Source organism: Saccharopolyspora sp. NPDC050389 (genome assembly GCF_040655595.1).
Taxonomy (GTDB): Bacteria; Actinomycetota; Actinomycetes; order Mycobacteriales; family Pseudonocardiaceae; genus Saccharopolyspora.
Genome location: NZ_JBFAKG010000129.1, coordinates 1 through 22560, shown reverse-complemented (window position 1 = coordinate 22560; position 22560 = coordinate 1). Strand labels below are relative to the sequence as shown.

15 protein-coding genes are annotated in these 22560 nt (G+C 69.9%); 7 read left to right on the top strand and 8 right to left on the bottom strand.

Features of this window, described 5'->3' with window-relative positions:
* Positions 1 to 147: 147 nt before the first annotated feature.
* The 3 genes from AB0I53_RS44995 to AB0I53_RS44985 are packed head-to-tail and all read right to left on the bottom strand — an operon-like array spanning position 148 to position 2409.
* The gene (locus AB0I53_RS44995) at positions 148 to 927 is read right to left on the bottom strand and encodes a DNA-formamidopyrimidine glycosylase family protein (RefSeq protein ID WP_358616097.1); all 780 of its coding nucleotides are present in this window, start codon (positions 925 to 927) and stop codon (positions 148 to 150) included.
* 7 nt (positions 928 to 934) lie between these two features.
* Entirely contained in the window at positions 935 to 1570 is a 636-nt protein-coding gene (locus tag AB0I53_RS44990) for a LysE family translocator (RefSeq protein WP_358616092.1), read from the bottom strand.
* Positions 1567 to 2409, bottom strand: a complete 843-nt coding sequence (locus AB0I53_RS44985) for a ParA family protein (RefSeq protein WP_358616089.1) — start codon at positions 2407 to 2409, stop codon at positions 1567 to 1569. Before AB0I53_RS44985 ends, AB0I53_RS44990 begins: the two co-directional genes overlap by 4 nt.
* A 163-nt stretch (positions 2410 to 2572) precedes the next feature.
* Between AB0I53_RS44985 and AB0I53_RS44980 the strand changes: the two genes are divergently transcribed.
* Positions 2573 to 3304: a methyltransferase domain-containing protein gene (locus AB0I53_RS44980; RefSeq protein WP_358616086.1), complete on the top strand. Its 732-nt coding sequence runs from the start codon at positions 2573 to 2575 to the stop codon at positions 3302 to 3304.
* A gap of 230 nt (positions 3305 to 3534) precedes the next feature.
* Positions 3535 to 3954 carry a DUF3040 domain-containing protein gene (locus AB0I53_RS44975; protein ID WP_093261617.1) on the top strand — a complete coding sequence of 140 codons (420 nt, stop codon included), beginning with the start codon at positions 3535 to 3537 and terminating at the stop codon, positions 3952 to 3954.
* Between the two features lie 216 nt (positions 3955 to 4170).
* Here AB0I53_RS44975 and AB0I53_RS44970 read toward each other — a convergent pair whose 3' ends face one another.
* From AB0I53_RS44970 to AB0I53_RS44960, 3 genes are read right to left on the bottom strand one after another with little or no spacing between them, the layout of a single operon-like run.
* Positions 4171 to 6420 (bottom strand): DUF3488 and transglutaminase-like domain-containing protein, encoded by a 2250-nt coding sequence (locus AB0I53_RS44970; protein WP_358616083.1) that lies wholly within the window; start codon positions 6418 to 6420, stop codon positions 4171 to 4173.
* Entirely contained in the window at positions 6417 to 7670 is a 1254-nt protein-coding gene (locus tag AB0I53_RS44965) for a DUF58 domain-containing protein (protein ID WP_358616081.1), read from the bottom strand. Before AB0I53_RS44965 ends, AB0I53_RS44970 begins: the two co-directional genes overlap by 4 nt.
* A gap of 2 nt (positions 7671 to 7672) precedes the next feature.
* Positions 7673 to 8674, bottom strand: coding sequence for a MoxR family ATPase (locus tag AB0I53_RS44960; RefSeq protein ID WP_358616094.1), 1002 nt, complete (start codon positions 8672 to 8674; stop codon positions 7673 to 7675).
* 640 nt (positions 8675 to 9314) lie between these two features.
* Here AB0I53_RS44960 and mraZ point away from each other — a divergent pair.
* The 4 genes from mraZ to AB0I53_RS44940 all read left to right on the top strand — a co-directional run bounded on the left by mraZ (position 9315) and on the right by AB0I53_RS44940 (position 13651).
* Positions 9315 to 9746 carry a division/cell wall cluster transcriptional repressor MraZ gene (gene mraZ, locus AB0I53_RS44955; protein WP_358616078.1) on the top strand — a complete coding sequence of 144 codons (432 nt, stop codon included), beginning with the start codon at positions 9315 to 9317 and terminating at the stop codon, positions 9744 to 9746.
* 257 nt (positions 9747 to 10003) lie between these two features.
* Positions 10004 to 10990 (top strand): 16S rRNA (cytosine(1402)-N(4))-methyltransferase RsmH, encoded by a 987-nt coding sequence (gene rsmH, locus AB0I53_RS44950; protein ID WP_358616076.1) that lies wholly within the window; start codon positions 10004 to 10006, stop codon positions 10988 to 10990.
* Positions 10991 to 11012: 22 nt separating this feature from the next.
* Entirely contained in the window at positions 11013 to 11795 is a 783-nt protein-coding gene (locus AB0I53_RS44945; RefSeq protein WP_358616073.1) for a hypothetical protein, read from the top strand.
* Entirely contained in the window at positions 11795 to 13651 is a 1857-nt protein-coding gene (locus AB0I53_RS44940) for a penicillin-binding protein 2 (RefSeq protein WP_358616070.1), read from the top strand. Before AB0I53_RS44945 ends, AB0I53_RS44940 begins: the two co-directional genes overlap by 1 nt.
* A gap of 12 nt (positions 13652 to 13663) precedes the next feature.
* Here the strand turns inward: AB0I53_RS44940 and AB0I53_RS44935 are convergent, their stop codons facing one another.
* Together AB0I53_RS44935 and AB0I53_RS44930 are read right to left on the bottom strand one after the other, a co-directional pair.
* Positions 13664 to 19084: an FtsK/SpoIIIE domain-containing protein gene (locus AB0I53_RS44935; RefSeq protein WP_358616068.1), complete on the bottom strand. Its 5421-nt coding sequence runs from the start codon at positions 19082 to 19084 to the stop codon at positions 13664 to 13666.
* Positions 19085 to 19170: 86 nt separating this feature from the next.
* Positions 19171 to 20520: an MFS transporter gene (locus AB0I53_RS44930; RefSeq protein ID WP_358616065.1), complete on the bottom strand. Its 1350-nt coding sequence runs from the start codon at positions 20518 to 20520 to the stop codon at positions 19171 to 19173.
* 214 nt (positions 20521 to 20734) lie between these two features.
* Here AB0I53_RS44930 and AB0I53_RS44925 point away from each other — a divergent pair, with 214 nt between their 5' ends.
* A complete protein-coding gene (locus AB0I53_RS44925) occupies positions 20735 to 22453 on the top strand; it encodes an IlvD/Edd family dehydratase (RefSeq protein WP_358616063.1) in 1719 nt (572 codons plus the stop codon).
* The last annotated feature ends 107 nt before the right edge of the window (positions 22454 to 22560 follow it).

Genomic DNA, 22560 nt, shown 5'->3' with positions numbered 1-22560 from the left:
CCGGTTGCGAGGGTGGGCTAAGCGGCTCCGCCGCTTCGAAGACAACGACCCGCATTACCACATCCGCACGTCACCACATCCAAAACAGCGTCTATGGCGACACAAAACACTCACGGGCATTGACCAGCGGAAACCGGGCTGCGCCGGTCAGGGTTGGCAGCGGGGGCAGTGGTAGGTGATGCGGGCTTCGACGTCGTCGCCCTGGGTGCCGCGGCGGACCGGGCCGCCGCAGCGCAGGCAGGTTCGCCGGTCGTAGACCCAGTGCTGGGTGCCGCGTCGCAGGCTGTTGGTGGTGGTCTGCTCGGGATGCCAGGCATTGCGCAGCAGCAGTTCCCGGCACAGCCGCACCGCGCGGGCCGCGTCGATCTCCGCGACCGGCGTCCACGGCGACCGGCCCAGCAGGAAGCACACTTCCGTCTTGTAGAGGTTGCCGATCCCGGCCATCACGGTCTGGTCCAGCAGCGCGCGGCCGAGTTCCCGGTCCGGGTCGGCGGTCAGCCGCCGGATCGCCTCGGTCGCGTGCTCGTCGTCCCACTCCGGATCGAGCAGGTCCGGCCCGAGGTGGCCGACCAGCGCGGATTCCGCCGAGGTCGGCAGCCAGCGCAGGTCGTGCAGGTTGAACCCGACCGCGACCCGGTCGGCCGTGCTCAGCACCACCCGGGCCTGGTGCGCCGGCCGCCGCCACCTGGCGCCCGGGGAGTAGAGGTGCCAGCCGCCGTCCATGCGCAGGTGGTTGTGCAGGGTGTGGCCGTCGTCGAAGCGGATCAGCAGGTGCTTGCCCACCGGCCGCACCTCGCGCACGCTCCGGCCTTTGAGGTCCATCGTGGACAGTCGTGGATGCCGCAGTTCGCCGCGGGTCAGGACCTGCCCGGCCAACGCCTCGTGCAACCGGTGGCAGGTGAGGAAGACCGTGTCGCCTTCGGGCAGGGCTCGCTCACCCCTCGGCTGCCAGCTTCAGGCCCAGGCCGATCAGCACCGTCGCGGTGATCCGGTCCAGCCAGGCGCGCACCCGCTGCCGCTGGAACAGCGCGCGGGCCCGGCCGGCGAGCCACACCAGCGCGGTGGACCACAGCAGCCCGATGGAGATGTGCGTCGCCACGAGCAGCGGGCCCCAGGCGAACGCCGCCGGCCCGGGCGGCAGGAACTGCGGCAGCAGGCTGACGTAGAACACACCCACCTTGGGGTTGAGCAGGTTCGTCACCATCCCGGAGCGCAGTGCCCCGAAGGCGGTCAGCGCGACCGGCTCGACCGGAATTTCGTCCGCCTGCTGAACCCTGTTGCGGGGCAACGACTTCCACAGCGCCGAACCGCCCAGCCAGAGCAGGTAGGCGGCGCCCGCGACCCGCACGACGTCGTAGGCCACCTGGGAGGCCGTGAGCAGCGCGGTCAGGCCCGCGATGCTCGCCGTGCCCCAGATCAGGCAACCGAGATTGATGCCGAGGAACGTCGCCACGCCGACGCGGCGCCCGCCGAGCAGTGAATGCCGCAGGATCAGCATCGTGTCCAGGCCGGGCGTCAGAACGCCGATCAGCGCGACGAAGACGAACGTCGCGAACAACGTCGTGGTCATTCAGCACCGTCCAGCAGTTCGTCGTCGTCGTCGCTGAGCTCGGCGCGGCGCTGCCGGCCGGCCCGCAAGGCGCGAGCGAGCACCAGGTTGAACGCGAGCGCGACCTCCCGCGCTCCCGGCGTGCCCCACTGGTGGATCGGCATGCACGCGCCTTGCGCCTGCTGCACCGCCAGCCGATCGGGCAGCGCGACCGGCAGCACCAGCGGGCCGAAGATGTCCCGCAGCTCGTCTATGCGGAACTGGTGCTCGTGGGAGCGCGGCCGCACCCGGTTGACGATGACGCCGAGCGGCTGCAGATCCGGATTGGTCGACTGCCGCTCGGCCTGCACCGCCTCGAACGCCCGCTGCACGCCGGAGACCGCGAAGATCGTCGGCTCGGTGACCAGCAGCGCGCGGTCGGCGGCGATCAGCGCGGAGCGGGTCAGCCGCCCCAGGGACGGCGGGCAGTCCAGCAGCACCAGCTGGTACGGCAGCTCACCCTCGGCGATCAGGCCGTCCAATTCGGACAGTGCCGTGGTGAGGCGGGACAGGTGCTCGCCGTCGCCGTGCTGGCCGTTGTGGCTCTCGGCGTCCTCGGAACCGACCAGGACGTCGACCTCTTCGCCCCACGAGCTGCCGGTCACCGCCGCGCGCAGCACCTCCGGGCTCGGATCGGCCAGGACGTCGCTGAGCCCCTTGGCGGTCTTCTCCGGCTCCAGGCACGCGGTCGCGTTGCACTGCGGATCGAGGTCGACGACCAACGTCCGAACCCCGCGGCGCATGGCGGCCGAGGCAAGCCCGAGCACCACGGTCGTCTTGCCCACGCCACCCTTGAGACTCAGCACTGCCACCGTCTGCACGGTCGTAGCCTACGGAACCGGGGACCGTCCCAGAACTGCTCCCTGAAACTTGATCAACGCCGGTGGTGCGGGTGGCGGAACGTGTTCTGCGGAATGCCGCCGGGGACTTGCTGATCCGCACTCCGGTGAAACCCGCCCGCGACCCGGCATTACGCTGCTAACCATGAGATCCGACGCCGTCCACCAGGTGCTGGAAGCCGAACTCGACGCCGCGCGGCGGCGACGCGGCGGGCGCCCGCCGCGGGTGCTCGACGTCGGCGGCGGCAGCGGCGTGTGGGCCGTGCCGCTGGCTTCGGCGGGCTGCGCGGTGACGGTGGTCGATCCGAGCCCGAACGCGCTGGCGATGCTCCAGCGCCGCGCCGTCGACGCCGGCGTGGCCGACCAGATCACCCCGTTGCAGGGCGACACCGACGCGCTGTCCGCGCTGAGCCCGGAAGGCGGCGCCGATCTGGTGCTGGCGCACGGGCTTCTGGAGGTCGTCGACGACGTCGAAGCGGCGGTGTCGGCGCTGGCCGCGGCAACCGCACCCGGCGGCGCGGTGTCGGTGCTGGCCGCCAACCGGTACGCCGCGGTCCTGGGCTGGGCGCTGGCCGGCCGGCTCGCCGAGGCGCTGCAGCTGATCCAGGACCCGGACGGGCGGCTCGACGCGGCCTCGGACACCCTGCAGCGGCGGTTCGACACCGACGGCCTGCGGCATGCCCTGACGAACGCCGGGTTGACCGTGGAGCTGATCCAGGGACAGGGAGTGCTCAGCGACCTGGTGCCCGGCTCGGCGCTGGACAACAACCCACGAGCGGCCGACACGATGGCCGAGCTGGAGCGGGCGGCGGCACTCCGCGCGCCGCTGCGCGACATCGCGACTCGCCTCCACGCCGTCGCGCGCCGACCGGTCTGACGTCGTCGTTTTCGCCAGGCGTGCCGGCGCGGCGCGGATCGATCACTGCCCCGAGGGGATGATGTCGGCAACCTCGCACAGTTCCGGTGCCGGGACCGGGTAGTACTCGCGTCTCGGGAACCGTATCCTCAGGGGTAACGCCCCCAAGCGTTCGCCGGTCCCCAGCCTGTGTGGGCAAATGCCCACCGGGTCTCCGGCGCCACTGAGAGACCTGTGCCGGAGGAGGAGTCATGCCACTCTCCGAGCACGAGCAGCGACAGCTCGAACAAATCGAGCGCGCGCTCTACGCCGAGGACCCCAAGTTCGCCTCCACCGTGCGCGGAGGACGGCTGCATCGCCCATCCAGACGCCGGCGGCTGCAGGGCATCGCCGTCTTCGTCCTGGGATTGGCCCTGCTGGTAATCGGCGCGGTGATCCCGGCCCTCAGGCCGGCCGACATCCCCGTGTTGAGCGTGGTCGGCTTCCTCGTGATGTTCGGCGGAGCAGTGATCGTCCTGTCCGCGTTGCGCGGTGGCGGGGACGACATCGAGTCGGGACTGGAGAACGGCGGTGGTGGTCGGCCGAAGCGGGGCGCGGACCGCAGCAAGCCCGGACGCAGCTCCTTCACCCAGCGTATGGAGGAGCGTTTCCGTAAACGCTTCGATCAATAGCGGCTGATCGACCCGAAGATCGCCGCCGGTTCCGTTCCACCGAGCAGAACCGGCGGCGATCTTCGCTATGCGTTGCTGCTTCGCTTTCGGCTGATCCGGGCCGGGAGTCTCTTGGGCTGCTGTGGAGGCTGTCGGAGAGCCTGCTCGGCGTGGCGTTTTCGCGCGAAAACCGCGTTCTCCACGCCTGCCGGGCGACGGCTTCGCGCGAAAACGCCGTCACCGGTCGGCTTGGCGGAGTTTCAGCACCGAGCGGGGGAACAGGCGCGAGCGCCAGTCCAGCGGCGATGCGCGGCGGAGGCTGTCCAGCACGCCGTGCGTCGTCTCCGGGAGCGTCGCCTCGGGCTCCTGCCCCGGTGGCGCGTACCACTCGCGCTCCACAGCCACCACCAGCGCTCGCATCGCCTTGGCGCCGGACTCGTCCAGGCCGTGGCGCTCGATCAGCACGGCCGCGATCCTGCGCGCGGTATCGGCGGCCGCCGGCCGCGTTCCCCGGTCCTGGAACTCGTCCAGCACCTCCCGCCACGCGATCCCTGCCGCGCCCTCCGCGCCTTCGGCGACCGCGTGCAGCCGCCTCCTCCGGAGGATCTCCCGCGTCGCTGCGGGCGTCGCGAGCAGCGCCAATGCCAGCACGAGGACGCCGATCATGACCGGCCACGGGTTCGAGCTCTCCGCCTCGCGCGGTACCCGGGAAGAGCCGACATCCGCGCCGTCCGGGTGCTCCGACCCGGGCACCGAGCCGGTGGTGGGCGGCGTGCTCGGCTGGGGCTGACCGGGCTGCTGCGCCGGCTGCTGAGCCGGGTCCAACTCGCTGTTGAGGAACTCCGGCAGCGCGGTGCGGCCGTCGCTCAGCGGCGTCGGATCGAAGGTCTGCCAGCCCCAGCCCGGGAAGTACGCCTCGACCCAGGCGTGCGCGTCCTCGGTGGTGATCACCCGCTCGTCGCCGTCCCGGTAGCCGGAGGTGAAGCCGATCGCGACCCGGGACGGGATGCCGACCGAGCGCAGCAGCGCCGCCATCGACGAGGCGTACTGCTCGCAGAACCCGCGCTTGCCGCGGAACAGGAAGTCCGACAGGCCGTCGCCACCGGTCGCCGGCGCGGTCTGCAGGTCGTAGCGGAAGCCGTTGGCCGGGTCGGTGAAGTACCGGTTGAGCGCGACCGCCTTGTCGAAGGCGGTGGGCGCGTTCGCGGTCAGCCGCCTGGCCAGGGCGGCCACCTGCGGCGGGATTCCCGCGGTGTCCAGGTAGGCGGGGGCGATCGGCGCCGCGCCGCGGGCTTGGCGCAGCTGGTCCGGCGTCGGCCGCTGGACGAGCAGCTGCTCGACGTAGGGGCGGCTTTCCTGGTTGGTCTGGGTGAACACGATCCCGGCGGCCGGGTCGTAGCGCCAGTTCGTGCCCATCCCCGAGACGAACAGCGGGATGCCGAACACCGGCAGCCACGGGTCCCGGTAGCCGATCGGCTGGATCTCGACCCGCTCGCTGTCGCCGAGCATGAAGTCGGTGCCCTCTGGAAGCGCGAGCTTGGCGTTGGCGTCGACGCCCTGGGTGAGGCCCTCCAGCTCCCAGCCTCGCTCCGGGTCGAACTTCCGCAGCGTCATCGCCCGCAGGTAGGTGTCCTGCCGCAGGCCGCGGACGCGGAACAGTTCGACGACGCGGTCCCGGTTGAGCTGGCCGCGCAGCGAGGTGAACGGCTGCAGCCCGATGCCGTCGGTGCCGCCGAACTGCTCCGGAACGGATCCCGGTAACCGGCCCTCGGTGCCGACGCCGGTGAACACGACGCCGGTGAGCACCGCGATCACCCCGGCGGTTCCGGCGATCGTGGCGGTGGAGCGGCCGAACACGGTGTGCACGACCTGGTTGCGATCCTCCTGCCGCCGCCACCTGCGGTGCTGCCCGCCCGAGGCCAGCAGCACGGCGTAGCCCAGCGCGCCGACGGCGAAGGCCCACCACGGCAGCATGTCGTCGGCCAGCGACGCCGGGATGGCGAACACGCACAGCAGCACCAGCCCGGCCACCGCCGGGCTGCGGAAGGTCACCACGATGACGTCGACGGCCAGCGCGACCAGCCCCAGGCCGAGGCAGACCATGACCTGCAGGGCCGGCTCGGCGGGCACCGGCGGCACCCCGGTTCGCACCAGGTCGCCGGACTCGGCCAGCAGGCCGCCGAGCTCCCCGATGGCGGCCGGGCCGGGCAGCACGCCGAGCACCGCATGCTCGGCGAACTGCGCCGTCAAGACCACCAGCAGACCCAACAGCTGCGCGAGCACGGTCAGCGACAGCGGCCACCGCACCCGGCGGCACAACGTCCCGATGAGCGCGACGGCCAGCACGGTGACCATCGCAGGGAAGACCCACCGGCTGTCGGCCAGCACACCGGCGAACGCCGTCGACGCGCACAGCACGGCCAGCGCGGCGGCCGCGGTCGCCACCAACGACATGTCGATGGCCGCCGTCATCCGGTTCGCGGTCACGTCGCGACCTCCGATTCCGGTGCGGTGGTCTCCCGGCAAAGCCGCTGCCAGACGTCGGCGATCGCGACTCCCGGGCCGTCCACGACGACCACCGTCCAGCCGGCCGAGCGCAGCCGCCGGGCGGTCTGCTGCGGGTCGAAACCGCCGCCGTTCTCCCCGTTCCAGGCGCCGACGTCGAGCAGCAGCGCGAGGCTTCGAGTCTCTTGTGGACGGAGCTTGGTCAGCTCGGCGACCGCGGCGGTGGTCGTCTCGCCGAGCACCGCGATGAGTTCCTGGCCGTTGCCCGGGTCGCGGGTGGCGACCAGATCGCGTTGCGGCGAACTGCGCACCGCGGCCAGCGCGTCCAGCACCGCGTCGTCGTCGTGCCCGCCGTCGGACGGCCCGGCGCCGCCCGTCAGCACCTGCCCGTCTTCGGTGACCAGCCGGACCTGCTGGCCGTTCTGGTGCAGGTGCAGGCAGATGCTGCCCACCGCGGAGATCGCCCACTCGACGCTGCTGCGCGCGCCGCTGCCCCGGTGCGCGGCCGACCGCCGGTCCAGCAGCACCGTGACGCCGCCGTGCCAGGGCCGTTCCTCGACCCGCACCATCAGCTCGTCGCGGCGCGCGGTGGACTTCCAGTGCACCCGCCGGATGTCGTCGCCGTGCCGGTACTGCCGCACCATCGCGTCGTCCTCGCCGTGCCCGGCGCGCAGGCGGGTCGTGCCGTCGTCGCCGGTGCCCAGCCCGGAACCGGCGGGCAGCCCGGTGAGCGGGAACACCTTCGGCACCGCCACCAGCCGGCTGCGGTCGGCGAGTTCCCGCTCGAACTCGGAGAGCCCGAAGGGATCGTTGATGCGGGTGCGCAGCGGCCCGATGTGGTGGATGCCGCGCAGCGTCGGCGTCACCGAGTACTCCAGGATCGTGCCGCCGTGCCGGGGCACCGCGTCCAACCGGAACCGCGGCCGCCCGCCGAGCGCGTGCGGGGTGTTGTCCTCCAGCACCAGCCCGTCGACCGGGAGCCGGCCGCTGCCGGTGACGTGCAGCTGGACGGTCGCCTCGGTGCCGACCGGGACGCGCGGCTGCACCACCTGCCGCCGGGCGGCGATGCCGAACCGGACGCGGCTGGCCAGCAACAGCGCCAGCAGCGGCAGCGCGATCGCGAACGCCGACACCCGCAGGAGGTCCCGCTCGTCGAGCACGAGCGCGCAGATGCCGGCGGCCACGCCCGCCGCCAGCAGGCAGCGCCCGCGGATGGTCAGCCCCGAGAGCACGACTACCTGCGTTCGCCGTCGCTGTCGCCGCGCGGCACCGGGATCCGGTTGAGCAGGTGCCGCACCAGATCCGTCGCCGAGCGGCGCGCGGCGCGGGCCTCGCTGGTCAGCACCAGCCGGTGGGCCAGCACCGGGACGGCGATCGCCTGCACGTCGTCGGGGATGACGAACTCGCGGCCGGACAGCGCGGCCTGCGCGCGGGCGGCGCGGACCAGCTGCAGGGTCGAGCGGGGCGAAGCGCCCAGCCGCAGCTCGGGCAGCTGGCGCGTCGCGGTCACCAGCTCGATCACGTAGCGGCGGATCTCGGTGGACAGGTGCACCCGGCGCACGGCCCGCAACAAGGCCTGCACCTCGCCGCCGTCGGCGACGGGGCGCAGGTCGCGCAGCGGGTCGTGCCCGGCGTGCTCGTCCACCATCGCCAGCTCCGCCTTGGCGTCCGGGTAGCCGATCGACACCCGAGTCGTGAAGCGGTCGCGCTGAGCCTCGGGGAGCGCGTAGGTGCCTTCCATCTCGATCGGGTTCTGGGTGGCGATCACCATGAACGGGGCGCTGAGCGGGTAGGTCTCGCCGTCGACGGTGACCTGGTTCTCCTCCATGCACTCCAGCAGCGCGGACTGCGTCTTCGGCGAGGCCCGGTTGATTTCGTCGCCGACGACGATGTTGGCGAACACCGGGCCGGGCCGGAACTCGAAGGACTCGGTCTGCCGGTTGTAGATGGACACCCCGGTGATGTCGCTGGGCAGCAGGTCCGGGGTGAACTGGATCCGGCTGACCGTGCAGTCGATGGACCGGGCCAGCGCCTTGGCCAGCGAGGTCTTGCCGACCCCGGGCACGTCCTCGACCAGCAGGTGGCCCTCGGCGAGCATGGTGACCAGCGCGACCCGCACCACCTCGGGCTTGCCCACCAGGACCTGCTCGACGTTGGCCGCGATGCGCTGGATGGTGCTGTGCAGCCGGTCGATGCTCGGTGTCGGCTCGGTGTCGGCCGGCGCAGCGCCGGACAGCTGGGCTTTAGGCGTCACGCCACCTCCTGCGTGTTGCGGCGCGGCAGCACCGGGCGCGGCGGAGTCGGCTCGCCGGAACGGTCGCGCATGCAAACCTCCAAAGTCTGCGGCCGGTGGGCGGCTGTCGCGGTCCGCGCCGGCATCACCCGGCAAAGCGGAAACGATCACCTGATCGAGCCCGGCGGGCACGTGCAGTGTGCCAAACCGGCGGTGCCCGGTGGCACACCCGCACCGAACCTCGCCGCGGGCGGCGGACCGCCTCGCCCCACTTCGCCCCACCGCACTCGCGCCACCGGCCGGCCGCCGGTGGTCGGGTCGGGCGGGTCCCGAGCATAACCGCGCGCCCCGACGGGTTGATCAAGGTCGGGCGCTGCGAAGCCCCCACTTCGCCGCCACGCTGTGCTACCAGCGCAAACGGTGTCAATACTGCTGGGGGAACCGGGGCAACTCGTGTTGACGGTGGAGTGAAGTGGGGTAGTGTGGGGGAAGGTGGGGCAAACGGGGGTCTCACCGCTTCCGATGGTCATCCATCATCGCGACCAACGGGAGCACCGATCCGGCGGTCGCTCAGGGAGAGGGCGGCATCGGGGCGGGTCCGGGGCCGTCATGCGGGCGGCCTGGGCGGGGGAGGTGGACCGGGATGTTCCTCGGCACCCACCACCCGAAGCTCGACGACAAGGGGCGCTTGACGCTGCCGGCGAAGTTCCGGGAAGCATTGGCTGGGGGGTTGATGGTCACCAAGGGACAAGACCACTGCCTCTACGTCTTCCCGCGCGACGAGTTCGAGCAGATGGCGCGCAAGGTCGCAGAGGCGCCGTTCACCAACGAGGCGGTCCGCGCCTACCAGCGGTACCTGTTCGCCGGCACCGACGAGCAGCAGCCCGACGGGCAGGGCCGGATCACGATCGCGGCGGAGCTGCGGCGCTACGCCGGGCTGGCCAAGGAATGCGTGGTCATCGGCGCGATCAGCCGCCTGGAGATCTGGCACGCGGAGAGGTGGCAGAGCTACCTCGACGAACACGAGGAGGGCTATGCGAAGGCACAGGAGGAGGTGTTGCCCGGCGTGTTCTGAGCGTTCCGCCGACCGGCGGGACGGAAGTTGACGGCAATGGACCCGGGTTTCGTGAGGCCTCGGTCCGCTCGGCTATCGCATGCCTGGTGCATCTTCCCCGGCACCAGGACGCGACGGGCGGGCGGGGACCTGACGGGATCCGGAAAACGTGGGGGGCTTACCGAAGATCGCCACGCGCCGTTTTCGCGCGTGGCGATCGGCGGTATTCGACCGCGGTGTCGAACCGGAACGGGGCACGCGGGAAGGGAGGGACCGCCGTGGCCGAACAGCGGCATGATCAGGGCGGATCCGCCCGGGACAAGCACGTTCCCGTGCTGCTCGACCGGACGCTGGAGCTGCTCGCACCGGCGCTGTCCCGCGACGGGGCGGTGGTCGTCGACGCCACACTCGGCATGGGCGGGCACTCCGAGGCGATGCTCGCCGCGCACCCCGGCCTGACGCTGGTCGGGCTGGACCGCGATACGGACGCGCTGCGGCTGGCCGCCGAGCGGCTCGCGCCCTACGCCTCCCGGATCCACCTGGTGCACGCGGTGTACGACGAGTGGGCCGAGGTGCTCGCCGACCTCGGACTGCCCGAAGTGGACGGTGCGCTGTTCGACCTCGGGGTTTCCTCGCTGCAGCTGGACGAGACCGCCCGCGGCTTCGCCTACGCGCACGACGCCCCGCTGGACATGCGGATGGACCCGGGCGCGCCGCGCACCGCCGCGGACGTGCTCAACACCTACGGCGCGGACGAGCTGGCGCGGGTGTTGCGGACCTACGGCGAGGAGAAGTTCGCGGGCAAGATCGCCGCGGCGATCGTCCGGGAACGCCAGAAGGAGCCGTTCACCAACAGCGCGCGGCTGGTCCAGCTGCTCTACGACACCGTGCCGGCGGCGAGCCGCCGCACCGGCGGGCATCCGGCCAAGCGCACCTTCCAGGCGCTGCGCATCGAGGTCAACGCCGAGCTCGACGTGCTGGACCGCGCGCTTCCGGCGGCGCTGGATTCGCTGGCCGTGGGCGGTCGGATCGTGGTGATGTCCTACCACTCGCTGGAGGACCGGATGGTCAAGCGGGCCTTCGCCGACCGGACGAAGTCGCGCACGCCGGTCGACCTGCCGGTGGAACTGCCGGGCCACGGACCGGAATTCCGGTTGCTCACCAGGGGCGCCGAGCTCGCCGGTGAGCAGGAGACCGAGGCCAACCCCAGGGCCGCGTCGGTGCGGCTGCGGGCCGCGGAACGGGTCGGCCGGGGGAACGCATGAGCGGCAAGGCGAGGGAGGCGAGATGACTGCACCTACGCGCGCCGGCAAATCCGCTTCGCGGGCGGGTTCCGCCGAGCGAACGCAGCAGGCCGCCCAGAAAGCTGCGCAGAAGAGCAGCCAGAAGAAGTCCGGGCAGAAGCCCGCCCAGAAGTCGGGGCAGAAGACGAGCGAGAAGCCGCGGACGCGGTCGGCTGCGGCCGAGCGCGCGTACGCGCGTCGCGAGGAGCGGCGGGACCGGTCGACGCGGGAGCCCGCCGACCGGCGGCCGCGCCAGCTTCGGCAGGGCGTGGAGGAGCGGCGCCCGGCGGCGAAGCCGAAGCCCAAGGCGAAGGCGAAGCAGCTGCACGAGCGGGTTTCGCTCGCGCGGTTCCCGCTGGTGGTCGTGGTGATGTCGGTGCTGGCCACCGGGCTGGCCGCGACGTTGTGGCTGTCCATCGCGGCGGTCAGCGGCAGCTACCGGCTGCAGGAGGGCGAGGACCAGCTCAACACGCTGAGCGAGCGCAAGGAGCAGTTGCTGAGCGAGGTCAGCTCGATGAGCTCGACGCCGGAGATCCAGCGCCGCGCCGAGGAAGCCGGGCTGCGGCAGGCGCCTTCTCCGGCCCGCCTCGTCCAGCAACCGGACGGCTCGGTGACCGTCATCGGTGAGCCGAAGAAGGTCACCGCCGCACCGCCGCCCGCTCCGCCGCAGCCGCCGGCAGAGCAGCCCCCGGCAGAGCAGCCGCCGGCCGGGCAGCCTCCGGCGGCGGAAGGCCAGGAGCCGCAACAGCCTCCCGCGGACCAGCAGGCCGCGCTGGCGGGCCGCTGATGGCCCGAGGGTCGACCAGCGGCATCCGGCGGCGCACCGCGCGCACGAATGTGGCCGGCAGCGACCGGCGGCTGCTCGTCGGCCGGTTGCTGCTGGTGATCGCCTTGGTGCTCACCGGTGGCAAGCTCATCCAGTTGCAGGGGTTCGAGGCCAGCGCCCTGTCCGAGAAGGCGCAGGCGCAGCGGGCCGCCAGGCAGATCATCCCGGCCGAGCGCGGATCTTTCACGGACCGCAGCGGGAACGTGCTCGCGTTCAGCGGCGAATCGCGGCAGCTCTACGCCAATCCGAACCTGCTGACCAAGACCTTCGACGAAGAGCACGCGAAGAACCCCGCGAAACCCACTTCCGAGCAGTACAAGCGGGAGGTCGCCCGCTACGTCGCGCAGGTGCTGCCCGGAGTGATCAGCGAGCAGGAAGTGCTGGACGCGCTGTTCAAGAACGCCGGGTTCACCTACTTCGGCCCGCCGATCGATCCGAGCCAGGCGCGGCTGATCACCGAGAAGTACCCGCACATCGGGGCCGACTACCGGGCGACCCGCGAGTACCCGGCGCGCGACGTCGGCTCGAACATCATCGGCGTGGCGAACTGGCGGGCGGACGACCGGAAGGTCAAGGGCCTGATGGGCCTGGAGGCCTCGATGGACCCGCTGCTGTCCGGCACCGCCGGGGAGAAGGTCTCCGACACCGCGCAGGGTTCGAGCCTGGTCATCCCCGGCACCGAGCGGGAGCTGAAGGCGGCGATCCCGGGCTCCGACGTGCAGCTGACGATCGACTCGGACCTGCAGTTCATGCTGCAGCGCCAGCTCGCCGACTACACCCGCGCGGCCCAGGCCAGGAGCGCCAGCGCGGTGGTGCTGGACGCCAAGACCGGCGAGATCTACGCGCTGGCCAACGACAAGGCCTTCGACCCGAGCGCCCCGTCCTGGGGCGATAGCCCGGACAGCAACCCGGCGGTGACCACCCCGTACGAGCCAGGTTCGGTGGGCAAGGTGATCACCGCGGCCGGGGCGATCGAGGACGGCATCGTCAAGCCGGACACCGTGCTGCAGGTGCCGGGCTCCATCAAGGTCGCCGACCGCACCGTCGGCGACGCCTGGCCGCACGGACCGCTGCCGCTGACCTTCACCGGCGTGCTGGGCAAGTCCTCCAACGTCGGCACCCTGATGGTCGCGCAGCAGCTCGGCGAGGACCGCTTCTACGACCTGGCCAAGAAGTTCGGGCTGGGCCAGGTAACCGGCAGCGGCCTGCCTGGGGAGAGCGCGGGCAGCCTGCCGCCGCGCCAGTCCTGGTCCGGGTCGACGTTCGCGAACCTGCCGATCGGCCAGGGCCTTTCGATGACGGTGCTGCAGATGGCGGGCATGTACCAGGCGATCGCGAACGACGGGGTGCGGATGCCGCCGCGGGTCATCGCGGCGGAGACCGGGCCGGACGGCACGCGCGTGGAGCGCCCGCGCCCGGAGGGCGTGCGGGTGGTCAGCCCGGAGACGGCGCACACGGTTCGGGACATGCTGCGCTCGGTGGTGCAGAACGGGCCAGGGCGCGAGCAGGACGGCACCGGGCCGGGCGCGGCCCTGCCGGGCTTCCAGATCTCCGGCAAGACCGGGACGGCGCAGCAGGTCGACCCGGCCTGCCGCTGCTACAGCCAGTCGAAGTACTGGATCACCTTCGCCGGGATGGTGCCCGCGGACAACCCGCGCTTCGTGGTGGGGCTGATGCTGGACCAGCCGGCGTACGGGACGCAGGACGGTTCGTCGGCGGCGCCGCTGTTCAACGAAGTCGCGTCGTTCCTCACCCAGCGCTACCAGATCCCGCCGTCCAAGGAGCAGGCGCCGATCCAGATCCTCCAGGTCCCCTGACGGCACTCGGCGTCAGGGGATGAGGGGCGTCTGGATCAGCTCCCGACCGCGCAGGCGGCTGACGAGGGTTCCCCGGCCCGGCGGGAGCGTGCGGGAGGGCGTGATGCTGATCAGCTTGCCTTCATCGGCGTTCGCGCTCATCGCCAGTGCCGGAGGGTTGGTTTCGCGCAGCACGGAGAAGAAGCGTTCGTACAGCCCGCGTCCCGCTCCGGCGGAGTCGCGGGTCAGCACGACGTGCAGGCCGAGATCGGCGGCCATCGGCAGGAACTCCGCCAGCGGTGCGAGCGGGTTCTCGCCGCCTTTCGCCACGAGTTCGTAGTCGTCGATGACGATGAACAGGTCGGGGCCCGACCACCAGGAGCGGTTGCGCACCTGTTCCTGCGTCACGTGCGGCCCCGGCATCCGCTTCCGCAGCGCCGGGATCACGTCTTCGACATGACTCCTGAGCTGGTCAGGAGTGATCACGTACGCCGCCATGTGCTCGGTGGTGAGGAACCCGAGCAGCGTGCGCCGATAGTCGACCAGCATGATCAGCGCTTCCTGCGGCGTGTACCGCTCGGTGATGCCCCGGATGATGGTCCGCAGCAGCGTCGTCCGGCCGGAGCTGCGTTCGCCGATCGCGTAGAAGTGCGGCTCCCGGCGGAAGTCCAGGTGCACCGGTTGCAGGGCTTTCTCGCCGATGCCCAGCGGGATCAGCTTCGGGTCGTTCGCCGGCGGGAACCGGTACGGCAGCTTCGTCGGCAGCAGCTGCACCGGCGGGGCCGGGTATCCGCGCCAGCTGGCCCGCACCCGGTTGACCAGGTCCGCGACGGCGTCGGCGTGGCTGTCGCGGTAGACCTCCTGCACCGGACGCGGCCACCGCCCCTTTTCGCGGGCCGCTTTCCGGTCGGCTTCCACCAGATCTTCCAGCTTCGCGCCGTCCACCCGGGGTAGCGAGGTGAGGAAGTGCTGCTTGCTCGGGTGCAGACCGCGGCCTGGTTGGGCCTGCGGCATGCGTGCGGCATCCCCGGGATCGATCTGCGATTGGTCCGTCTCGTTGAGGCGCAGCTCGATGCGGGTCTGCAGCAGATTCCGCATCCCGGAGCGGATTTCGGACCACCGCTTGGCCGTGACGAACACGTGGACGCCGTACGGCAGGCCTCTTTGCGCCAGGTAGTGCACCGCGGCCGCCGGGGCCACGGATTCTTTGTCGAGAGCTCGCCAGCCGTCGATCAGCAGGAACACGTCGCCGTACGGGTCGGGGTCCGGCTCGCCGCGCAGCCTGCGTTCGCGGAGCTCCGCCATGCTCCCGATGCCCAGCTGCTGGAAGAGCTGCTGCCGCCTGGCCAGCAGCGCGTCCAGCTCATTCGTGGTTCGCTGTACCGCGTCGACGTCGAGATCGGTGATCACGGATCCCACGTGCGGCAGATCCCGGAACGCCGCCAGCGAGCCGCCACCGAGGTCGACGCAGTAGAACTGCACCTCGCGCGGCGTGTTGGTCAACGCCAGCGATGCGATCAGCGTGCACATCGCGGTGGATTTGCCCGAACCGTCACGGCCCACGATCGCGCCGTGCGCGTCCAGGTCCAGCACCATCGGGTCCTGCCGCCGGTAGTACGGGACGTCGATAGTGCCCATCGGCACCTGCAGCGGCCGGTCTCCCGGGCGGCGAACCGCCGTGTAGCCCCGGGCGTCGTTGTGCTGAAGCGGAGGAAGCAGAGCGTCCAAAGTGGGCGGTGTCTCAAGCGGCGGCAACCAGATCTGATGTGCGGCCGGAGTCTTGCCGCGCATTTCGGCCAGCGTGGTCTCAAGCAGGCTGGTTTCAGGCTCGCCGCCGGACACGTATGCCGTCTTGAACTGCTTGATGCCGTCGGAAGTGCGCAGGAGTCCGAAGCCTGGTTCTGGCGGCAGGTTGTAGGCGTCAGGCACTCCGATCGTTGCTCGGGATTCGGCGGCGCTGAAAGTCTTCAGCGAGATGCGGTAGGACAGGAGTGCCTCGAAGGGGCGAATCTTCTGCACCTCGAGCCTCTGCGACGCCAGCAGCAGACGGATGCCTAGCGCACGACCCAACCGGCAGATCGTCAGCAGTAGATCGGCAAAGTCTGGTTGGGCCGACAGCATTTCACTGAACTCGTCGAGAACCACGAACAGCGTCGGCAACGGTTCCTGGCAGCGTTGATCACCGGATTCGCGCATCCGGCGGTATTCCAAGATGTTCTTCGCGCTCACGCCGCTCAGCACATCCATCCGGCGACTGATCTCACCATCCAGCGATTCCTGTAGCCGGCCGAGCAGCTCGGGCTCGGAAGCTACGCTGGGGATGATCGCCGATACGTGCGGAGCGTTCTTGAACGCGTGGAACGTCGCGGCACCCATGTGCTCGGCGAGCACGAAATTCACGTCGGTCGGCGAATGTGTGGCCGTCAGGCCGAGGACGATGGTGCGCAGGAGCTCCGATTTACCGGAGCCGGTCGCGCCGATGATCAGCCCGTGCGGTCCGATTCCGCCGAGGTCGGTCTCCTTGAAGTCGATCTCGACTGGCGTGCCCGTTTCATCCACGCCGATCGGGATCCGGTAGAGGTCCTCGACAGGGCGTGGAGCCCAAGCCCGGTCAACGTCGAATTGTGGCCCCAGATTCAACGGTTCAGCGTCCGAAGCGGACGGTTTCTTCAGTTGCGGAAACCGGATTTGGCGTGCGGCCGGAGTCTTGCCGCGCATTTCGGCCAGCGTGGTCTCAAGCAGGCTGGTTTCGGGCTCGTCGCCGGACACGTATGCCGCTTTGAACTGCTTGATGCCGTCGGAAGTGCGCAGGTATCCGAGGCCCGGCTCTGGTGGCAGGTCTTGAGCATCGGGAACTCCGATCGCTGCGCGGGAATCGGCTGCGTTGAAAGTCCTCAGCGCGATGTGGTAGGACAGCTTTCCTTCGAGGGGGCGGAATCTTCCGTCGTCGACCGTTTGCGAACTCAGCACCAGGTGGACGCCCAACGAGCGGCCCGACCGGCAGATCATCGCCAGCGTTTCGAGGAGGGCCGGATGCCGCTCCAGCATCCCGTCGAATTGTTCGATGATCACGAACAGGATCGGCAACGGTTCCTGGCAGCGTTGATCGCCGGATTCACGCATCTGGCGGTAGTCCCAGATGTTCTTCGCGCCCACGCCGCTCAGCACATCTCTCCGGCGCTTCAACTCGCCGTCCAGCGAGTCCTGAAACCTGCCGAGCAGTTCGGGCTCGGAAATCAAGGCGGGGATGATCGCGGAAACGTGCGGTGCGTTCTTGAATTGGCGGAACGTCGTGCTACCCGAGTAGTCGGCCGCCACGAAGTTCACGTCGGTCGGTGGATGGGTGGCCATCAGGCCGAGGACGATGGTGCGCAGGAGCTCCGACTTGCCGGAGCCGGTCGCGCCGATGATCAGCCCGTGCGGTCCGATCCCGCCGAGCCCGGGTTCTTTGAAATCGATCTCCACCGGGTTGCCGGTTTCGTCCACGCCGATGGGGATTCGGTAGAGATCCTCGATCGGGCGCGGAGCCCAAGCGCGGTCGACGTCGAAGCCTTGCCCCAGATTCCACAGGTCAGCGGCCGAATTCCGCAGTGTCTCCCGAGGCAGGATCTGTCGCGCCGCTGCGGCATTGTCGCGCATCGCTGCCAGGGCGGTTGAGATCAGGCCGTCCTCGGAATCGCTGTAGGGCACGGACGCGGCCTTGAACTGCTTGATGCCGTCGTGGGTGCGCAGATATCCGCGACCCGTGCCGGTCGGTATGTAGCAGGCCTCGGGGATTCCGATCACCATGCGCGACTCGTCGGCGTTGAAGGTCCTCAGCGCGACGCGGTAGGACAGGAACGGTTCGAGGGATCGCAGATCTCCCGGGCTGAGCCGGTACGAGGACAGCAGCATGTGGATCCCGAGGGAACGCCCCAAACGACCGATCTTCACCAGGATCTCGACGAACCCCGGCTGTTCATCCAGCGTTCTGAGGAATTCGTCGATGACCACGAAGAGTGCCGGCAGTGGTTCCTGGCAACGTTGATCACCAGACTCCTGCATCCGGTGGTATTCCCGGAAGTTCTTGGCTTTAACGACTCTCAGCAATTCCATGCGTCGGCTCAACTCGACTTCCAGCGAGTCCCGCAGCCGCCGGACCAGACCCGGGTTGGATTGCAGTCCGGAAGCGAACGCGGAGACGTGCGGCGCGTTCTCGAAGTCGCCGAACGTCGGGCCACCTATGTACTCGGCAAGCGCGAGGTTGACGTCGGTCGGAGAATGCGTCGCCATCAGGCCGGTCACGATGGAGCGCAGGAGGCTCGCTCTGCCGGAGCCGCTGGCGCCGACGATCAGGCCGTGCGGCCCGATGCCGCCGAGGGCGGATTCCTTGAAGTCGATCTCGAAAGGATCACCGGCGTGCTCCCTGCCGATGGGGATCCGGTAGAGGTCCTCGATCGGGCGCGGCGCCCAGGCGCGGTCGACGTCGAATTTCGGCCCGAGGTTCCACAGTTCGGTGGCTGAGCTGGGCGTTTCCTCCTGTGGCGGCGCCAAGATCTGCCGCGGGGCAGGGGGCTTGCCGCTCATTTCGGCGAGGGTCTTTGTGAGCAGGTCGTTCTCGGAGTCGCTGCGGGGTAGAGACGCGGCCTTGAACTTCTTGGTGGCGGCAGGAGCGCAATGCAGGTATCCGAGGCCGGGACCGCTCGGCAGGTCGTAGGCGTCGGGGTTTCCGATCACCATGCGGGACTCGTCAGCGGTGAAGGTCCTCAGCGCGACGCGGTAGGACAGGAAGCCGTCGAGGGAGCTCAGATCTCCCGGCATGAGCCGGTACGAGGCCAGCAGCATGTGGACGCCCAGGGAACGGCCCATGCGACCGAGCTTGACCAGTGTTTCGCCGAAGTCCGGCTTCTCCTCCAGCGTCCTGCTGAATTCGTCGATGACCACGAACAATGCCGGCAGCGGTTCCTGGCAGCGCTGATCATCGGACTCCCGCATCCGGCGGTATTCCCGGTGGTTCTTCGCTCCTGCGCCACTCAAGACTTCCATGCGGCGGCTCAGCTCGGCTTCCAGCGAGTCCTGCAGCCGAACGATCCGGTCTGACTCCAGTTCGGGTACGAACGCGAAGACGTGCGGTGCGCTCTCGAAGTCGCCGAACGTTGCGCCACCGTTGTACCCAGCCAGTACGAAGTTCACCTCGGCCGGCGAATGCGTGGCCATGAGGCCGAGCACGATGGAACGCAGGAACTCCGGCTTGCCGGAGCCCGGCCCGCCGACGACCAGGCCGTGCGGTCCCATTCCGTCGAGAGCGGATTCCTTGAAGTCGAGTTCCACCGGGGCGCCCGTCTCGTCCACGCCGATCGGGATCCGGTACAGCTGCTCCATCGGGCGTGGTGCCCAGGCCCGGTCGATGTCCAAGCGTGGCCCCAGGTTCCACAGCTCCGTCGGGTCGGCGTTGTGGATCCACGCCTCGGTCATGGACGGTCCCCCTGAACGTCGTGATGCGGCAAGCCATGTATATCAAGCGGCTTGCCGCACCACGCTCGTTCGACCGGGACCCGGCGTCAGGCGACGCCTTCGGCCTTGCTCGGCGAGGTTTGGATCTCCTCGGCCGGGGCCTTGAAGCGGGACAGCGTCAGGAACAGCGCCGCCGCCGCGAAGCCGCAGATCGCCAGCAGGTACAGGCCCGCCGTCTGGGAGCGGAAGGTGGTCTCGATCCAGGTCTTCGCGATCGGGGCCACGAATCCGCCCAGGTTGCCCAGCGAGTTGATCAGGCCGATGCCGGCCGCCGCGGCAGTGCCGGTCAGGTACGCCGCCGGGAACGTCCAGAACACCGGCTGCACCGAGATGTATCCGGCGGCGGCCACCGCAAGGCCCGCGATCGCCAGCACCGGGCTGCTGAAGAACGCCGACGCCGCGATGCCGACGGATCCGGTGGCGGCGCAGGCCGCGGCGACGAACCGCTTCTTGGGCTGGGCGAGCCGGTCCGCGCCGGTGGACACCGCGATGTTCACCAGCAGCGCCACGGTCCACGGGATCGCCGTCACCAGCCCGACCAGCAGGCCCACCTTGCTGCCCACGGCGGCGGCCACCTGCGTCGGCAGGTAGAAGGTCATGCCGTAGACGCTGCACTGGATCAGGAAGTAGATCAGGCAGAAGTACAGCACCCGCCGGTCCACCAGGGTCGACCACATCCGGTGCGGGCCGTGCGCCTTTTTGGCCTCGGCCTCGCGGTCGACCGCGGTCTGCAGGGCGGCGCGCTGATCGGGCGAGAGCCACTTGGCGTCGGCGGGCTTGTTGTCCAGGTAGAAGTACGCCCACACGCCGACCACGCACGCGAGCAGGCCTTCGACCGCGAACATCCACTGCCAGCCCAGGATTCCGGCCACGCCGTCGAGTTCCAGCAGCAGCCCGGAGAGCGGCCCGCCGAGCACCGAGGCGAGCGGTATGCCGAAGTAGAACAGCGCGTTGCAGCGCGCCCGGTACGCGTGCGGCACCCAGTAGGTGATGAACAGGATGACGCCGGGGAAGAAGCCCGCTTCCGCGACGCCCAGCAGGAAACGCAGCAGGTAGAACAGGAACTCGCTGTTCACCAGCGCCATCGCGGCCGAGATGAGGCCCCAGGTCACCATGATCCGGCACATCCACCAGCGGGCGCCGACCCGCGTCATGATGAGGTTGCTCGGCACCTCGAACAGCGCGTACCCGATGAAGAACAGCCCGGCCCCGAGCGCGTAGGCCGCCTCCGAGATCCCGGCGTGCGCCTGGAATTCCTGCTTGGCGAACCCGATGTTGACGCGATCCAGGAACGCGATCACGTACATGAAGAACAGGAACGGCAGCAGCCGCACCATGACCCGCCGGATCGCGGTCGTGAGCGCCTCGTCGGGCGCTCGCTCGCCGGTTTGCACCATGCCTCCCCGCTGAGGGTGGTGAACGTTCGAAATATCGAACTGCGTTCGTGATTTGGGTCACGAGCGTAGGGCTGCGGGTCGGGAGCGTCAATGGTGCGTCCGGTATCGCAACCATTGTTCGAGATTGCGGATGGTCGCGGCCGGGCTATTGCGCCCGGCCGGGCGAGCTGGTTACGTCGCAGTGGTCAGACCATGGCCTCGGCGAGGAGGACGCATGAGCACGCCACGGCGCAGTGCGAGTTGGTTCGGGGCCCACGGCCGGGCCGGGATGACCGCCCGATCCTGGGTCAAGAACCAGGGTTACAGCGACGAGGTGTTCGACGGCCGCCCGGTGATCGGCATCGGCACCACCTGGTCCGAGCTGGCACCGTGCAACGCCCACCAGCAGCGGATCGCCGAGGCGGTCAAGCGCGGGGTGTGGCAGGCGGGCGGGTTTCCGCTGGAGTTCCCGAACATGGCGCTGGGCGAGACGCTCATGCGCCCGACCACCATGCTCTACCGCAACCTCCTCGCGATGCAGGCCGAGGAGACGATCCGCGCCAACCCGCTGGACGCCGTCGTGCTGCTCTCCGGGTGCGACAAGACGACGCCCGGCCTGCTGATGGCGGCGGCCAGCGTCGACCTGCCCGCCGTGATGCTCACCGGCGGGCCGATGCTCAACGGCAAGTACAAGGGTGCCGACATCGGCTCCGGCACGGCCGTCTGGCAGGCCGAGGCCGACCTCGTGGCGGGCAAGATCACGCAGGACGAGTGCTACTTCATCGAGGGCTGCATGTCCCGCTCCAACGGGCACTGCATGACGATGGGCACCGCATCCACGATGGCCTGCATCGTCGAAGCGCTCGGCATGCAGCTGCCGTACGCGGCGTCCTGGCCGGCAGTCGACGCGCGCCGCTACGCCGCCGCTCAGCAAACCGGGCAGCGCATCGTCGAGATGGTCGAGGAGGATCTCAAGCCCTCCGACGTGCTCACTCGCGACGCGTTCCGCAACGCCATCCGGGCCAACGCCGCGATCGGCGGCTCCACGAACGCGGTGGTGCACCTGATCGCCATCGCCAAGCGCGTCGGCGTGGAGTTGACCGTCGACGACTTCGACACCGACACCCGCGACGTGCCGACGCTGGTGAACCTGCAGCCCAGCGGCAAGTTCCTGATGGAGGACTTCTGCTACGCGGGCGGGCTGCCCGCGGTGCTGAAGGAACTCGGCGACCTGGTGGAGCGCTCGGCGGTGACGGTCACCGGCCGCTCGATGGGCGAGAACATCGCCGGCGCGGAAGTGCACAACCGAGAGGTGATCACCGCGTTCGACGAGCCGTTCCAGGCCGTCGGCACCGGAACCGCCGTGCTGCGCGGCTCGCTGGCGCCGGACGGTGCGGTGATCAAGCAGTCCGCGGCGTCGTCCAGGCTGCTGCAGCACCGCGGACCGGCGATGGTCTTCGAGGACGTCGACGACTACTACGCGGTTTGCAAGGACGACGACCTCGACGTCGACGAGAACACGGTGCTGGTCGTCCGGAACGCTGGGCCGAAGGGCTATCCGGGCATGCCGGAAGTGGCCAACGTGCCGGTGCCGAAGAAGGTGCAGGACCGCGGATTCGACGACATCGTGCGGATTTCCGACGGCCGGATGAGCGGCACCGCCTACGGCACGGTGATCCTGCACGTCACGCCCGAGGCGGCCGCGGGCGGCCCGCTGGCCTTCGTGCGCACCGGCGACATCGTCAGCATCGACGTGCCGAACCGCCGGCTCGACCTGGAGGTGCCGGAGGAGGAGCTGAACCGCCGCCGGGCGGAGTGGAAGGATCCCGACAACCCGTATCCGCGCGGCTACCAGCGGCTTTACTACGACCACGTGCTGCAGGCATCGGACGGCGCGGACCTGGACTTCCTGGTCGGCAAGTCCGGCAGCTACGTCCCCCGCGACGGCCACTGACGGCGGCCGTGAGTCTTTTGGGTTGCTCCAGAACTCGATGTCCTCCTTCGCGAGCCCGGTTTCGGCCAGCACTTCGCGGAAGATCGGTACCAGCATTTCGACGCCGT

What these genes read in the sequence shown, in the direction of transcription:
- AB0I53_RS44990 (WP_358616092.1), bottom strand. Translation starts at nt 1,570, where the DNA reads ATGACCACGACGTTGTTCGCGACGTTCGTCTTCGTCGCGCTGATCGGC.
- AB0I53_RS44980 (WP_358616086.1), top strand. Translation starts at nt 2,573, where the DNA reads ATGAGATCCGACGCCGTCCACCAGGTGCTGGAAGCCGAACTCGACGCC.
- AB0I53_RS44975 (WP_093261617.1), top strand. Translation starts at nt 3,535, where the DNA reads ATGCCACTCTCCGAGCACGAGCAGCGACAGCTCGAACAAATCGAGCGC.
- mraZ (WP_358616078.1), top strand. Translation starts at nt 9,315, where the DNA reads ATGTTCCTCGGCACCCACCACCCGAAGCTCGACGACAAGGGGCGCTTG.
- AB0I53_RS44945 (WP_358616073.1), top strand. Translation starts at nt 11,013, where the DNA reads ATGACTGCACCTACGCGCGCCGGCAAATCCGCTTCGCGGGCGGGTTCC.
- AB0I53_RS44940 (WP_358616070.1), top strand. Translation starts at nt 11,795, where the DNA reads ATGGCCCGAGGGTCGACCAGCGGCATCCGGCGGCGCACCGCGCGCACG.
- AB0I53_RS44935 (WP_358616068.1), bottom strand. Translation starts at nt 19,084, where the DNA reads ATGACCGAGGCGTGGATCCACAACGCCGACCCGACGGAGCTGTGGAAC.
- AB0I53_RS44930 (WP_358616065.1), bottom strand. Translation starts at nt 20,520, where the DNA reads ATGGTGCAAACCGGCGAGCGAGCGCCCGACGAGGCGCTCACGACCGCG.
- AB0I53_RS44925 (WP_358616063.1), top strand. Translation starts at nt 20,735, where the DNA reads ATGAGCACGCCACGGCGCAGTGCGAGTTGGTTCGGGGCCCACGGCCGG.